A 14766-nucleotide genomic window follows, 5' to 3' on the forward strand; every position below is an offset into this window, starting at 1 on the left:
GCATGGCGCTACAATGGTCACTCGCACGAAACATACCCAACGAAAGGAACCATGTGAAGGTCATCATCTATACCGACGGCTCGGCCCGATCAAATCCGGGACGCGGCGGCTACGGCGCCGTGCTCAAATACACCAACCCCGCCGGCAAGACCTTCACCTCCGAGCTTTCGCGCGGCTACGCCAAGACCACCAACAACCGCATGGAGCTCATGGCGGTCATCGTGGCGCTCGAGGCACTTAACCGCCCCTGCGAGGTCGAGGTCCATTCCGATTCGCAGTACGTCGTCAACGCTTTCAATAAACACTGGATCGACGGCTGGAAAAAGCGCGGATGGAAAACCGCCAACAAGCAGCCCGTCAAGAACCGCGACCTGTGGGAGCGCCTACTCACCGCCAAAAGCAAGCACAAGGTTGAGTTCATCTGGGTTAAGGGTCACGCCGGCCACGAGCTCAACGAGCGCTGCGATGAGCTCGCCACCACGGCGGCCGACGGCAGTAACCTCGATATCGACACCGGCTTTAACGAGAGCGACCTGTAATAGCGTTTTCGCGCAGCTTTATATCCCCACGCGCTACACTCATCCTGTAGACCAAACAACGCAAGGGGGACGTATGCTGCGCATCGCGACCATCGGCACATCCACGATCACCGACGACTTTATCCAAGTCGTCAACGCCAACGACCAAGCCGCGTTTGTGGGCACGCTTTCACGCGACGCCAATCGCGGTACTGCCTTTACCGCCGAGCGCGGTGGTGAGCGAAACTTTACGTCACTCGATGAGCTTGCGGTAGCCGCCGACGTCGACGCCGTCTATATCGGCAGCCCTAACGCACTTCACTACGAGCAGGCCCTTGCCTGCATCGCCGGTGGCAAGCACGTCATCGTCGAGAAACCCTTCTGCGCCACCGAAGCGCAGGCGCTGGAAGTCTCCCGCGCTGCCGAGGCAGCAGGTGTCGTGGCCCTCGAGGCCATGCGTCCCCTCCACGATCCCGCCTTCCACGCCATCGAGGACGCCCTGGGCGAGATCGCCCCCATCCGCCGCGCCTCATTGCGCTTTGGCAAGTATTCCTCGCGCTACAACGAGATTCTCGCGGGACGCGCCACCAATATCTTCGACTGCAATATGGCATCGGGTTCCCTCATGGACATTGGCGTCTACACCGTCGAGCCCATGGTCGAGATTTTCGGCATGCCCTCCGGCCTTACGAGTATGACTACTCTGCTCGACCCCACCACGCGACAGCTCACGCACGGCCCCATCGATGGCTGCGGTTCCATCCTCGCCAGCTACGGCGGTGGCCGTATCTCCGTCGAGCTCGCGCACTCCAAAATTACGAATGACCTGCTGCCCTCGCAGATCGAAGGCGAGCACGGCACTATCCAGATCGACCATCTGTCCACGCCCCGCAACGTCCGCATCGACTATCGCGGCGAAGTCGTACGCGGCTCGGCGACCGAGGCACCGCGCGAACAGGGCGACAACGGCCGCGTGCTCGACCTGCCCAAATCGAGCAACACTATGGAATACGAACTCACAGACTTTATCACCGCCATCGACGGCATCGATAACGTTAAGGAAGAGATTTGGGAGACCCCGGCGGGACGCCACGAGCTTGGCCACTACCGCGATGTCACGCTCGTCTCACTGCGCATCATGGATGCCGTGCGCCAGCAGGCCGGCATTACCTTCCCGGCCGACGCAGGCAAGCAGGCATAGCGATGGGCCTCTTCGATACGTTCTTCTCCAGCGTCACCGGCGGCAGTCGAGAGCCTCAAAAACCATCAAACGTCGAGCTCGAGCTGCGCCGCAGGCTTACCGTACTCGCAAGCGACGAGGCCACTCAAGACACTCCCCTGCGCTATTTCCTGCGCTGGGCGGGGCAAGTCCAAGGCGTTGGTTTTCGCTTTACCAACACCAACCTCGCACAGGCACGCGCACTCACCGGCTGGGTGCGTAACATGGAAGACGGCTCAGTCGAGATGGAGATACAGGGAACTCCGGCAAACGTCCTATCTCATCTCGAGGCGCTTCATGCCTCCTACGAGCGCATGGGAACGCGTTTTCGCCTTGTAGACGCCCAGGCCCGAGCCCCACTTGCCAATGAAGACGGTTTCAGTCCTCATTATTAGTATTGTGTGCTAAATACGGTATCATTTACCTACGACCGTTAATAGAAAAGAGGCGAGGCGCATGGCGGTGCAAAGAAGGAATACCAAGCAGCGAAAGCTGGTTCTTGACGCCGTGCGCCAAAGCTATAACCATCCCACCGCCGACGAAATCTACAACGCCGCGCGCGAACAGGATGACAAGATCAGCCGCGGCACAGTCTACCGCAACCTCAATCTCTTGGCAGATGCCGGCGAGATTCTCTCCATCAAGACGCCGGGCGGCAGCCGCTTCGATCGCACGATCGAGCCGCATGCGCATATCATCTGCACCTCGTGCAGCCGCGTCATCGACGTACCGCTCCCCTTCGATGCCCAGCTCGACGCCAAGGCGTCCGAGCAAATCGGCTGGCACGTCACGTCGCACTACACCATCTTCGAGGGTCTCTGCCCCGACTGTAGGTAGATGTTTGGAACATGCCTTAAAATCCACCTTTCCGCACTTTGCAGCAAAAAGTAGATTTCTAGACATGTCCCAAATGTCTACTCAGCAAGTAGACGACGCAGCTCTTCTTCGACCGTGCGCACGTAGCGGACGCGGTCGTTAATGCCACGCATAGAGGGGTTGCAGCTCTCCATCAGATAGGGATGGCCCACGACGTTGAGCATGTCGCGATCGTTTTCGTTATCGCCAAACGCCATCATCTCATCGGGCGAAATACCCAGGGCACGACCGTAATCGGCAAGCGCGGAGCCCTTGCCCGAACCGAAACCGATAAAGTCCGTCCATTCGGTTCCCGACGTCATCACGTCAACACGGTCGCTAAAGAGGCGCTCGAAATACTCCAGGGCCGCCGGCTGATCCACCTCGGTCGTCTGGAAGGCAATCTTAATGACGTCCTCGTCGATGTCCTCGGGGCGATCGACCACCGCCACATCGCAGTGGACCTCATAGCGCAAATGATCGACGAACGCATCGTTGCCGCTCATGGTGTAGAGGTGTCCCTCACATGAAAGGGTCACGTCGGCATGGGGATACGCAACCACGGCATTCGCGATATCCATAGCAAGGCTACGCTCCATGGAACGCTTGACAACGGCACGCCCCTCGCTCATCACCAGGGCTCCGTTTTCGCATACATAGGCGAGCTCATCGGCCACCGGGGCAAACAGGTAGCGCAAGCTCGCATATTGACGGCCGCTCGCCGGCATAAACACGATACCGCGACGATGCAGTTCATCGATGAGCTCAAAGGCCTCGGAACGCGGCTCGTGCTCCCCCGGATGCAGCAATGTGCCGTCCAAATCGCATGCAATCAGCTTGATTCCCTCAAGACCCATATGCTTTCCCCCACAGCATCTCATCAACAGAAAGACGGACTTTGAATAGTTGCCTCTCAAAGTCCGTCTTACTTATACGCACGTTAACCGCGCGCCTTCTTTACGATCGTAAAGTCGGGAGCCATGCTCACAACGGCATCCGCCGCACTCGACGCAAAGCGCCGGTCCGAATCGAGTTCACGGATAACCCTCGAGAGCCGAACGCCCTCGACGCCCCGGAGCATGCGGCCCAAAACAGGCTGCACCGGCGTATACATGCGCACGGTATGCTCGTCCGAATCGCCTCGGAAAAGCGGCGCATGCATATTGCCGATCTCCCAGCACGCATGCGCGAGCGCAATCGGATCCATGCGGTCGACTTCGACCAAATAAACCTCGGCGCTGCGCAGGCGCACGACAACCGCCACGGGCACCACGCCCGAACGGTCAATGGCGAGCACGTCGCCGTCGGCAAGACGACCACCGTCGGTAGCATCCGGCCGAACATCGATCGTGCGCCCCAGCTCCGTCACGCCCGCAAACGCGCATACATCAGCCTGGTCCCAATCGAGCAGTAGCTCGTCAACTTCAAAGACGCCGCCCAAATTCCGGCGGAGCAGGAGTTCATAGGACGGATCGTTGAGATTTCCCAAGCATGTCGTCGAAACCAAGCGCTCGGACATACTCTAACCCTCGACCTCGACGAGCTCGATATCAAAGTTGAGGTCCTTGCCGGCCAGCTCGTGGTTGGCGTCGAGCGTCACGGCCTCGGGCGTTACATCGATGACCACAGCAGGGACGGGCATACCGCTCGGCGTGGACAGGAAAAGCTTCATGCCCTTCTCGATCTGCTCGATGTTGGGAACCTGTTCGGCCGGGAAGGTAATAACCATCTCGGGATTGTGCTCGCCGTAGGCATCGGCAGCCGGGATGTGCACGGTCTTCTTCTCGCCCACCTGCATGTCGACAACAGCGGCGTCGAAGCCCTTGATCATCTGACCGGCGCCGCAGGTGAACTCCAGCGGCTCGCCGCGATCGTAGGAGCTATCGAACTGCGTGCCGTCATCGAGCGTGCCGCGATAATGGGTCTTGACCTTCTTGCCCTGGTTGGACATGGTAACCTCCGTGATAAGGGCGGCGCACAACGCGGGCCGCCGTGAACATATGGCGCTAACTATACCCTAGTCATACAATTCAATGACAGTTTGCAAAGAAACGCTGCAACCGGAGGAACCATGGCATATCCCGTATTTGACCTACACTGCGACACCGCCGACCGCATCGGCTGGGCCACGCTCGATCTCGACCTGCGCTTTACCGCCGGCACCGACGGTTATTTCCCCGGCGACGAAACGCATCCGCAAGATTTCGACCTCATCGAGGGCAACGCCTGCGCCATCTCGCTCGCAAAGATCGGCAACACGCCGTGGGCACAGTGCTTCGCCACGTTTGTCCCCGATGAGATTCCCACCGCCCACGCCGCGCGCTTCCAGGCGCAGATCATGGCGCATATGAGCGGCCAGGCAATGCTCAACCACGACCGCATGGTCAACGTACGCAGCGCGGCAGACATTCGCCCCGCGCTCAAAGACGGCAAGGTCGCCTGCATCCACACCATCGAAAACGCCACGTTCTTTGCCGAGGACCCCGCGCTGATCGAGGTGCTCAAGAGCTTGGGCGTACTCATGTCATCACTCAGCTGGAACGCGCAGGGACCGCTCGCGAGCGGCCACGACACCCACGCCGCCCTCACCGCCGCCGGCATCGAGGCGCTTACGCAGATGGAGCACGCTGGCATGGTGCTCGACGTCTCCCACCTCAACGATGAGTGCTTTGACGAGGTCGCCGCCCGCGCCACGCGTCCCTTCGTCGCCAGCCACTCCAACTCCCGTGCGGTTTGCGGCGCCAAACGCAACCTTACCGACGACCAGTTCCACACCATCCGCGACATGGGTGGCATCGTCGGCCTCAACTACTGCAGCGAGTTCCTTTCCAACGACGCAACCGACAAGACCGCCGCAGACGTCACCTTCGACCAGCTGGCGGCACATATCGAGCACTGGCTCGACCTGGGCGGCGAGGACGTCATCGCGCTCGGCGGCGACTGGGACGGCGCCACGGTGCCCGCTTTCCTCTCCGATGCCAGCAAGATGCCCGAGTTCCAGAACATGCTTTCCAAGCATTTTGGCAAGACCGTGATGCAAAAGCTCTGCAGCGACAACGCGCTTGCCTTCTTTGAGCGTTATTAATTTCACATCCCTTGAGCGGGCCGGCATGCCGAACGGTCGACATGCCGGCCCGTCCCCAATCTGAAGGACCGCTTTTGACGCAGCAATTTACGATTACCGTATCCCGACCGGATGGCACATCCATCCCCGTCGTCGTTACCAAAAAGCGCGTCAAGAACTTCAACCTACGCGTCACATCGAGCGGTGAGGTCCACGCCAGTGCACCGCTCGGCGCCAGCCGCGAGCGTATCGAAGCGTTTGTGAAGCGCAACAGCACCTGGATTATCAGCCGGCTTGCCCAGCGCGAGCAACGTCAGGCGACGGCGCGAGAGCCGCTCAGCCCCTCGTCCATCATTGCACTTTGGGGCAAGCCCATCACGGTACAAGATGCGCTCGATCACAACTTTAAGTCACCCGCACCGCGGCCCAAGCAGGCCACCTTCGCAAGTTTTATAGGTGCCGACAAATCGAACGAACGCCCACAGGCCAAGCGGCGCGCAACCCTCGACGGCCTAACGCCCAAAGAACTCCAGATCCACATCGACCAGCTCTATACGTCCGAAGTCACATCGGCGCTGCGCGATATGGTGCACGCATACGAAATCGCAATGGGTGTCGCCATTTCCCGCGTTTCCGTACGCAGCATGAAAACGCGCTGGGGCTCATGCACGCCCAAAACCGGCACCATTCGCATTGCACGCGAACTTGCCGCCTACCCCGTCGAGTGCCTTGACATGGTTGTCGCCCACGAGCTCGTCCATTTGCTCGAGCCAAGCCACAATCAGCGGTTCCATGCCCTGCTCGACACGTACTGTCCCAACAATAGGGTTCTGTCGCAGCGGCTCAAAAAACCGCCCGCCAACGAGCTCTAGCGTCGGTTAGCGCACGCGCTCGATCTCGACGCCGCAGCTTGCCAGGGGAAGACCGACGGGCGCCCAAGGCTTATCGAGCTTAACACGCACGCCAAGCAGCAGGGGGTAACGACGTAGCAGCATCGAGGCCACACCCTCGGCTGCAGCCTCGATGAGCTTAAACGTATGCTCGCGCAGATAGCCATCGACATCGTGGCACACCGAGCCATAGTCAATCGAGGCGTCCAGGTTATCGTGCTCCCCCGCTGCACGCAGGTCGGCATAGAGCACCAAGGACACGATGAACTTCTGGCCCAGCGCGTTCTCCTCGGGATACACGCCGTGGTTGGCAAAGACTTCGAGACCTTCAACGGTGATGCGGTCGGCATGGCGCAGATCGTCATAGCTCACGTGGGGTACCGCCGTTGCGGTGGATATTTCGCCCCTTCCACGGCGGGCGAGCTCGGCACCTTCAGTCTTGGTTGCATTCTCGGGCAGTTTCTTATTGCTCATCGCGATCGTCTCCTTCGTTTAGAACCCCGACCGCGCAAACTAACTACACGCGAATCGACAGGTTCTTTTTATCATCGCTCCAGTTGCAAGCATTGCGCGCGGGGCATGCAAAGCAGGCGCGCGACGCTTTATCGGCCGCATAGAGCAGACGCTCAAGCGGTTGGCTGTTCACGCGCAGCTTTCGATGGCCCAGAATGGCCGTCTTAATGGCTGCGGCATCGGCCGGCTCAAACGCCACATCATCGGGCATGCCGCCGAGAATCGCATCAGCGACGCGTTCGCTTGCAACATCATGGGATATACCCGATTCATACTGTTCATCTTTGCCGATATCGTGAAGAAGTGCCGTGGCGTAGATGACCTCGCGGTCAAATTCGAGCTGTTCCTCGAGATTCTTGATCCACATAATGCGAGCGACATCGAGCAGATGGTCAATACCGTGGCGGCAGAAGATGCGCCCCGATTCCAACTGCGCAATGTTGCCCAGGTGCCGCCGAAACAGCCCGTTGGCACAAATGTAATCAATGCGAGGCATGGCATCAAAGGGGGCCAGGCCCGAAGCCATGAAGCCGCGACGCGGCGTCCCCTCATCGGTCTTCGATGTAAAGTCGTTGACGACCCTCATGCTAACGGCCCAGCATCCTAAAGAACCGCTCCTCGAGCGCGGGATCGGTCTCAAAGACGCCGCGGCGAGAGAGCGTCACGGTCTTGGTGCCAGGCTTTTGCACGCCGCGCATGGTCATGCACATATGCTCAGCCTCCATGAGCACAATCGCTCCCTGGGGAGCGAGATACTCCATGAGGGCATCGGCAACCTGTGCGCACAGCTGCTCCTGCAGCTGCAGACGACGGGCGTAGACCTCAACCGTGCGGGCAAGCTTAGAGAGCCCTGCGACACGGCCGTTGGGGATATAACCAATGGCGGCCTTGCCATAAAACGGCAGCAGATGATGTTCGCACAGCGAGTAGAACGTGATGTCGCGCTCGATAACCAAGTCGTTCGAAGCGACGGCAAAGGTTTTGGACAGGTGCTCCTCGGCACTCTGATCCATACCGCCGGCGATCTCACCATACATACGGGCAACGCGCGCCGGGGTCTCCAGCAGGCCCTCACGAGTTGGGTCCTCGCCTATGCCCTCAAGCAACAGCTTAATGGCGGCCTCGACTTTTTCCTGATCGACCATCTGGGCCTCACTTTTCCGATTTCACGTTCGCGCTATGGTACCACGCCCTTTGGCATCGGCCACAAGCTACATAGTATGGGTCGAATAGACTGGATCGTCCCGCCAAAGTTCAACCGCATCACAAAGCGCAACACCCTCGCGCTCAGCACGGTCGCGCGTAGCGTTCATATCGATCACACGCTGGTTACTCGAGCCCCTAAAACGCAATGAGATATCGTACAGCTCCTGAACAAACGGGCCATCCACCAACATATCGAGGCAGGCAAGGATACGGTCCGTCGCCTCGGTATGGTGACGACCACCCGGCATAAGCTCCTCGAGCACGTCGCCGGTAAAACACCAAATGGTCTTTCCTGACCCCGCGGGATAGGCCGCACGCACGCGTTCGATAAAGTCAACAAGCCCCACCTGATTCTCGGGCTCCATAGGCTCGCCGCCCAGAATCGTCAGGCCGTCAATAAAGGGATGATCGAGGCTCTCGATAATCTTGTCCTCGACGGCACGATCGAACGGCTCGCCCGCAGCAAAGTCCCACGCGACAGAGTTAAAGCAGTTCTTGCACCCACGACGGCACCCACTCACAAACAGAGAAGTACGAACGCCTTCCCCATCAGCAATGTCGAAATACTTAATGTTCGCGTAGTTCATAGGTAACCTTTCTGGGGGTCTGGAGTATATCATCCCGTCCTCAAACAGCTTCGCTCGCTGCGCTCGCTGCAGAACTGCGGGCGGGATGATATACTCCAGACCCCTCGCGAGCGATACTCAATGAACGTAGCGAACATCGAGTATAGGGTTCGAGGTCTAATAAAAACTTTGTTGCAGCTCAACCGTCATCGCAAGCAAAGCGTTGTTGCAAGTCAACTCATGTCCGCTAAGAACTTCGAGGAGTGAGCAGACCACGAGCTGCATCTCAGTTACGTCAACTTGACTGCCCCGTAGCGAGGCCCCGGACCTTTGCTCGATATGAGTTCCGCACGAACAGGAGGCGCCAGTGGCGCCTCCGTCGTGAGCCAGGACTGTCCGAAATAGCGAGTAAAGGTCCGGGGCCTCGCTACGGGGCGGTCTGGGATGGTTATTAGAGATGCAGCACGCGGTCGCGGATCTCCTCGGTTCGACCCTGGTTCCAGAATTGGGTACCGATGTAGCCGCACGTACGACGGGCGACGTTCATCTTCTCCTGATCGCGGTTGCCGCAGTTGGGGCACTCCCACACCAGCTTGCCGTCATCCTCGACAATCTTGATCTCGCCGTCGTAACCGCACACCTGGCAATAATCGCTCTTGGTGTTGAGCTCGGCGTACATGATGTTGTCGTAGATGTACTGCATCACGCGAATGACAGCCTTGAGGTTGTCCTGCATGTTGGGAACCTCGACGTAGGAGATGGCACCGCCCGGCGAAAGCTGCTGGAACATACCCTCGAACTTGAGCTTGTCGAATGCGTCGATCTCCTCGGACACGTGGACGTGGTAGCTGTTGGTGATGTAGCCCTTGTCCGTCACGCCCGGGATAATGCCAAAACGGCGCTGCAGGCACTTGGCGAACTTATACGTCGTCGACTCCAGCGGCGTGCCGTACAGCGAGAAATCGATGTCGCTCGCGGCTTTCCACTCAGCACATTTGTCGTTCATGCGCTGCATGACGGCCATGGCAAAGGGCGTGCCCTCCTTCTCGGTGTGGCTGTGGCCCGTCATGTACTTGACGCACTCATACAGGCCGGCATAACCCAGACTAATGGTGGAGTAACCGCCCACGAGCAGCTTGTCGATCGTCTCGCCCTTCTTCAGGCGGGCGAGGGCACCGTACTGCCAAAGAATCGGTGCGGCATCCGAAAGCGTACCCATCAGACGCTCATGACGGCACAGCAGGGCGCGGTGGCACAGCTCAAGGCGCTCGTCGAAGATCTTCCAGAACTTGTCCATGTCCTGATGCGAGCTCAGTGCGACATCGGGCAGGTTGATGGTCACAACGCCCTGGTTAAAGCGACCGTAGTACTTAGGCTTGGCCGGGTCGTAGTTCAGCGCGTTGGCGACATTGTTAAAGCCGTTGCCCGAACGGTCAGGCGTCAGGAAACTGCGGCAACCCATGCAGGTGTAGCAATCGCCGTTGCCGGCGGTCTCGCCCTTAGACAGCTTGAGCTCGCGCATCTTCTTCTCGGAGATGTAATCGGGCACCATACGCTTGGCAGTGCACTTGGCAGCCAGCTGGGTCAGGTAGAAGTACGGGGAATCCTCGTGAACGTTATCGTCCTCGAGTACATAGATAAGTTTGGGGAATGCCGGGGTGATCCATACGCCGGCCTCGTTCTTAACGCCCTCGTAGCGCTGGCGAAGCGTCTCCTCCACGATCATGGCAAGGTCGTGCTTCTCCTGAGGCGTACGGGCCTCGTTAAGATACATAAAGACCGTCACGAACGGCGCCTGGCCATTGGTGGTCATAAGGGTCACGACCTGATACTGAATCGTCTGGACGCCGCGACGGATCTCGTCACGCAGACGGTCCTCAACGACCTCACGGACCTTCTCGGCAGACGCAGAGACGCCGAGCTCCTCGAGCTCGCGGGCGACCTCGCCGCGAATCTTTTGACGGCTCACCTCGACAAACGGGGCAAGATGGGTCAACGAAATCGACTGGCCACCGTACTGGGAGGAAGCAACCTGAGCGATGATCTGCGTCGCGATGTTGCAGGCAGTCGAGAAGCTGTGCGGCTTCTCGATCAGCGTGCCCGAAATAACAGTGCCGTTCTGGAGCATGTCCTCCAGGTTCACCAGATCGCAGTTGTGCATGTGCTGGGCAAAGTAATCCGAATCGTGGAAATGGATCAAGCCCTCATTATGGGCATCCACGATCTCTTGGGGCAGCAGCACACGCTGAGTCAGGTCCTTAGAGATCTCGCCGGCCATGTAGTCACGCTGAACGGAATTGACGGTCGGGTTCTTGTTGGAGTTCTCCTGCTTAACCTCTTCGTTGTTGCACTCAATCAGCGACAAAATCTTGTCGTCGGTCGTGTTCTTCTGGCGCTTCAGGCTCTGAACATAGCGATAGATGATGTAATGGCGAGCGACCTCGTAGCAGTCGAGGCGCATGATCTCGTCCTCGACCAAATCCTGGATCTCCTCGACCGACACGGTGTGGCCCGCGTTCTCGCATGCCTCGGCGACGTTTTGTGCCGCGTAAACCACCTGGCGGTCGGTAAGACGAGAGCTCTCCTCGACCTCCAAGTTTGCGGCGCGGATGGCATTGACGATCTTATCGATGTCAAAGACAACCTCGGTGCCGCTGCGCTTGATGATCTTCATCCTCTTGCCTCTTTCGCATCGTAGCCTCATCGCGCTTCAGAGCCAAACGATACCCGGCAGGGCTTGCCCCTGTCTTGCGGCGCCGTCGCGCAATCTGTGTTCTCGATAACCATAGGCCCTCATGCGGACAATCCTCGCAGCCAATCAAGGGACTCGAAGATCTATCCAAATGGGGCGAATAAGGTTCTCGTTCTCTGTCCGCCATCTATCATACGACAAAGAGGCATCTATATCCTGTATTCTTTTTTTAGGTCAAACACAACATATAGTGTTTCAGCAGGTCAAAGCAATTAGTCATTTTGCAGACGCATTAAAAATGAGGGGTTCTTGGGAAGTCGGTAAAACGTTACCAACACGGCTACCTGCATGGCAGTTATAAAACCCCCTTAGTCAAGCCGCTGACAAATCCTACCAAAACCAAGCCGCTCACGCCAAAAGAATCCAAAAGATTATGCTTGACCAACATGTTGCGGTCACGGTCGGCCAGGACGTATGCAATCTGCCGGCACCTCTACGGGGACCTTGGATCAATATTTGGTGGCATATTTGACGGCGTGCTTGGTAGCAAAACAAAACAGCCCAGAGGACATAGCCTCTGAGCTGCGAACATTTGGTGGGCGTTAGAAGATTTGAACTTCTGACCTCTTCCGTGTCAGGGAAGCGCTCTCCCCCTGAGCTAAACGCCCAAATGGAGCGGACAACGGGGCTCGAACCCGCGACCCCAACCTTGGCAAGGTTGTGCTCTACCAACTGAGCCATGTCCGCTTACGAGAATTAATCTTACGTGATGCCCGCATCCTATGCAAGAACTTTTTTTAAAAAGTTTTGCGACGCTCTCGCGAGGGCATCAGTCGTCACGAAAGGCGCGAACAAACGCAGGCTCGCAGCGAGATGCCCCTACATCTCACCGAGCATGATCCAGGCAGAGCTGTCCTGCGCGAGCCTGCCGTCTGCAAGCGGTGATGAGGTGAGCAGGACCCTGCCCGCCGGCAGCTCCACGGGTGCTGCGCCGAAGTTCGTCACACACGCCCAGCCGTTGTCGCGGCGATAGGCGATGACGCCGCCCTCGGCGCCCTCGGCACCATCCGCAAGACCGGTGCGCCCGTCAAGATCGAGCCACGCAAGATCGTTGGCGCAACCGCGCAGCTTGCGCCGCAGCCAGAGGGCGTCACGATAGAGCGCAAGCATCGATGTCGGGTCCGCTTCTTCCCTATCGGCAGCATAATCGGAAAACCATGCAGGCTGCGGCAGATGGGGCGCCGCATCGGCGTCTGCCGGCGAAAACCCAAACGATCCGCCATGCGCGGGATCGTCCGCCGCCACCCACGGCAGGGGCACACGACAGCCGTCGCGCCCCTTCTCACGCTTCGGTCCGTGCGTATTGGTCGCAGTAGGGTCTTCGAGTGCAGCCCACGGGATATCAGCCACCTCAAAAAGGCCGAGCTCCTCACCCTGATACACGTATGCCGAGCCCGGAAGCGCCAGCTCAAGCAAAAGGGCCGCCCGCGCGCGGCGCTCGCCGAGTTCACGGTCCTCGTCATAAGACGACCCGTCGCGCAAGAGCCAGTCGAGCGCAATCTGGTGGTAGCGCGTCGCCTTGATTTGCGGCAGGGCATAGCGTGTCGCCACGCGCGGCACGTCGTGGTTGGAGAGTACCCAGGTCGAGGCGGAATCGGATTCGACGGCTGCCTTCAAGCCCTTCTCGATTGCAGTGTGCATGTCATCATAGGTCCAAGTGGCCTTGGCAAACTCAAAGTTGAATGTCTGGCCAAGCTCGCTGGGACGCGCGTAGAGATACTGGCGCTCGGGCAGCACCCACGCCTCGGCAACGGCACTGCGCGGCGGATTATAGCGGTCGAACACGCGGCGCCACTCGCGATAGATCTCGTGGACCTCATTGCGGTCCCACAGCGGATGGGTGCCGTCGTCAACCATGTCATCGCCCTCGGCGAGATGCCACCGGTCGAGGTCATCGCGGTCGAGATCCTTGGCGAGACCCTGCGCCACATCAATGCGAAAGCCGTCGACGCCTCGATCGCTCCAAAACGCCAGGACGTCGCAAAAGAGCGCGTGAACCTCAGGGCATGACCAGTCAAAGTCCGGCTGCTCGGGCGTAAACATGTGCAGATACCACTGACCGTCCGCAACACGCGTCCATGCGGGGCCGCCAAAGTTGGCATTCCAATTGGTGGGAGGCAGCTCGCCATGCTCGCCGCGACCATCGCGGAAGATATAACGGGCGCGTTCGGGCGATCCGGGGCCGGCGGCAAGAGCGGCTTTGAACCAGGGGTGCTGGTTGGATGAATGGTTGGGCACGATGTCGACGATGACCTTGATGCCGCGCGCGTGAGCCGCAGCGATCATGTCATCGAAGTCGTCAAGCGAGCCGAGACGTGGGTCGACATCGCAGTAGTCCGCCACATCATAGCCGCCATCGACAAGAGGCGAAGGGTAAAACGGGCTCAGCCAGATGGCCTCGATACCCAGCCGCTCAAGATAGTCCATCTGCTGGGTAATGCCCGCGATATCGCCCAGACCCGAACCAGTCGAATCCTTAAACGAGCGCGGGTAGATCTGATAGATCGCGGCATCGGACATCCATGAGCGCGAAGAAGACTTTTCTGTAGCCATGGGGCGTATCTCCCTTGCAACGAGGTTATGCGAGATGCCCACGATGATACGCCCAAAGCGGACATTCGCGACAAACAACGCCACAGCCACGCCCCAAAACGATCGCCCCCTCTCGGGTTCGAGCCCATGCGATGGATACAAAAAAGCCCGGCTACCGTGGTAGCCGGGCTGTTGCGTTTGGAGCGGACAACGGGGCGTCCGCGTATCCGCTTCGCGGATCCGCACCGGCTTCGGCCGCCTGTCGGCGACCTCGCCAGCTCGCTACAAACGCTCCGCGTTTGCTTATCGCTCGCTCCCTCTCGGGTTCGAGCCCATGCGATGGGTACGAAAAAGCCCGGCTACCGTGGTAGTCGGGCTGTTACGCTTGGAGCGGACAACGGGGCTCGAACCCGCGACCCCAACCTTGGCAAGGTTGTGCTCTACCAACTGAGCCATGTCCGCATATGTAAAAACAAAACGGGCACCGGAGCGCCCGGATGTTGCCTGGAGGCGAAGCCCGGATTCGAACCGGGGGTAAAGGCTTTGCAGGCCTCTGCCTTACCACTTGGCCACTTCGCCGAAAAAGGACCGCCTAAACGGTCCGGAAATGCAATGGAGCGGACAACGGGGCTCGAACCCGCGACCCCAACC

15 protein-coding genes and 4 tRNA genes are annotated in these 14766 nt (G+C 59.1%); 6 read left to right on the forward strand and 13 right to left on the reverse strand.

Annotated features, from left to right (window positions below):
* Positions 1–2 precede the first annotated feature (2 nt).
* The 4 genes from rnhA to AB5750_RS06685 all read left to right on the forward strand — a co-directional run bounded on the left by rnhA (position 3) and on the right by AB5750_RS06685 (position 2574).
* Positions 3–539 carry a ribonuclease HI gene (gene rnhA, locus AB5750_RS06670; RefSeq protein ID WP_368145520.1) on the forward strand — a complete coding sequence of 179 codons (537 nt, stop codon included), beginning with the start codon at positions 3–5 and terminating at the stop codon, positions 537–539.
* A gap of 73 nt (positions 540–612) precedes the next feature.
* On the forward strand, positions 613–1719 hold the full coding sequence (locus tag AB5750_RS06675) for a Gfo/Idh/MocA family protein (RefSeq protein ID WP_368145521.1): 1107 nt from the start codon (positions 613–615) through the stop codon (positions 1717–1719).
* Between the two features lie 2 nt (positions 1720–1721).
* On the forward strand, positions 1722–2132 hold the full coding sequence (locus AB5750_RS06680) for an acylphosphatase (protein ID WP_196022659.1): 411 nt from the start codon (positions 1722–1724) through the stop codon (positions 2130–2132).
* A 61-nt stretch (positions 2133–2193) separates the two neighbouring features.
* Positions 2194–2574 (forward strand): Fur family transcriptional regulator, encoded by a 381-nt coding sequence (locus tag AB5750_RS06685; RefSeq protein ID WP_368145522.1) that lies wholly within the window; start codon positions 2194–2196, stop codon positions 2572–2574.
* A gap of 77 nt (positions 2575–2651) precedes the next feature.
* Here AB5750_RS06685 and AB5750_RS06690 read toward each other — a convergent pair whose 3' ends face one another.
* The 3 genes from AB5750_RS06690 to AB5750_RS06700 form a co-directional block, all read right to left on the reverse strand.
* On the reverse strand, positions 2652–3449 hold the full coding sequence (locus AB5750_RS06690; RefSeq protein ID WP_368145523.1) for an HAD-IIB family hydrolase: 798 nt from the start codon (positions 3447–3449) through the stop codon (positions 2652–2654).
* A gap of 83 nt (positions 3450–3532) precedes the next feature.
* Positions 3533–4111, reverse strand: coding sequence for an urease accessory protein UreE (locus AB5750_RS06695; RefSeq protein WP_271737079.1), 579 nt, complete (start codon positions 4109–4111; stop codon positions 3533–3535).
* 3 nt (positions 4112–4114) lie between these two features.
* On the reverse strand, positions 4115–4543 hold the full coding sequence (locus tag AB5750_RS06700) for an FKBP-type peptidyl-prolyl cis-trans isomerase (RefSeq protein WP_055286916.1): 429 nt from the start codon (positions 4541–4543) through the stop codon (positions 4115–4117).
* Positions 4544–4663: 120 nt separating this feature from the next.
* On the opposite strand from AB5750_RS06700, the gene AB5750_RS06705 reads away from it, so the two are divergent.
* Positions 4664–5677, forward strand: coding sequence for a dipeptidase (locus AB5750_RS06705; protein ID WP_368145524.1), 1014 nt, complete (start codon positions 4664–4666; stop codon positions 5675–5677).
* Between the two features lie 74 nt (positions 5678–5751).
* A complete protein-coding gene (locus AB5750_RS06710; protein WP_368145525.1) occupies positions 5752–6528 on the forward strand; it encodes a M48 family metallopeptidase in 777 nt (258 codons plus the stop codon).
* A 6-nt stretch (positions 6529–6534) separates the two neighbouring features.
* On the opposite strand, the gene folB is transcribed toward AB5750_RS06710, so the two are convergent.
* The 10 genes from folB to AB5750_RS06760 form a co-directional block, all read right to left on the reverse strand.
* Positions 6535–7020 carry a dihydroneopterin aldolase gene (gene folB, locus AB5750_RS06715; RefSeq protein ID WP_138112053.1) on the reverse strand — a complete coding sequence of 162 codons (486 nt, stop codon included), beginning with the start codon at positions 7018–7020 and terminating at the stop codon, positions 6535–6537.
* Positions 7021–7063: 43 nt separating this feature from the next.
* On the reverse strand, positions 7064–7645 hold the full coding sequence (locus AB5750_RS06720; protein ID WP_175406008.1) for an HD domain-containing protein: 582 nt from the start codon (positions 7643–7645) through the stop codon (positions 7064–7066).
* Between the two features lies 1 nt (position 7646).
* A complete protein-coding gene (folE, locus tag AB5750_RS06725) occupies positions 7647–8204 on the reverse strand; it encodes a GTP cyclohydrolase I FolE (protein WP_368145526.1) in 558 nt (185 codons plus the stop codon).
* A gap of 66 nt (positions 8205–8270) precedes the next feature.
* A complete protein-coding gene (nrdG, locus tag AB5750_RS06730; protein WP_161144848.1) occupies positions 8271–8852 on the reverse strand; it encodes an anaerobic ribonucleoside-triphosphate reductase activating protein in 582 nt (193 codons plus the stop codon).
* Between the two features lie 430 nt (positions 8853–9282).
* Positions 9283–11505, reverse strand: a complete 2223-nt coding sequence (gene nrdD / locus AB5750_RS06735) for an anaerobic ribonucleoside-triphosphate reductase (protein WP_196022652.1) — start codon at positions 11503–11505, stop codon at positions 9283–9285.
* Between the two features lie 611 nt (positions 11506–12116).
* Positions 12117–12191: transfer RNA gene (locus AB5750_RS06740), tRNA-Val, on the reverse strand.
* Between the two features lie 3 nt (positions 12192–12194).
* Positions 12195–12270: transfer RNA gene (locus AB5750_RS06745), tRNA-Gly, on the reverse strand.
* A gap of 132 nt (positions 12271–12402) precedes the next feature.
* Positions 12403–14136, reverse strand: coding sequence for a glycoside hydrolase family 13 protein (locus tag AB5750_RS06750; RefSeq protein ID WP_368145527.1), 1734 nt, complete (start codon positions 14134–14136; stop codon positions 12403–12405).
* A 365-nt stretch (positions 14137–14501) separates the two neighbouring features.
* Positions 14502–14577, reverse strand: a tRNA-Gly gene (locus AB5750_RS06755).
* A gap of 43 nt (positions 14578–14620) precedes the next feature.
* A tRNA-Cys gene (locus tag AB5750_RS06760) sits at positions 14621–14694 on the reverse strand.
* Positions 14695–14766: the final 72 nt, after the last annotated feature.

The sequence above is a fragment of the Collinsella aerofaciens genome (genome assembly GCF_040926185.1).
Taxonomy (GTDB): Bacteria; Actinomycetota; Coriobacteriia; order Coriobacteriales; family Coriobacteriaceae; genus Collinsella; species Collinsella aerofaciens_BC.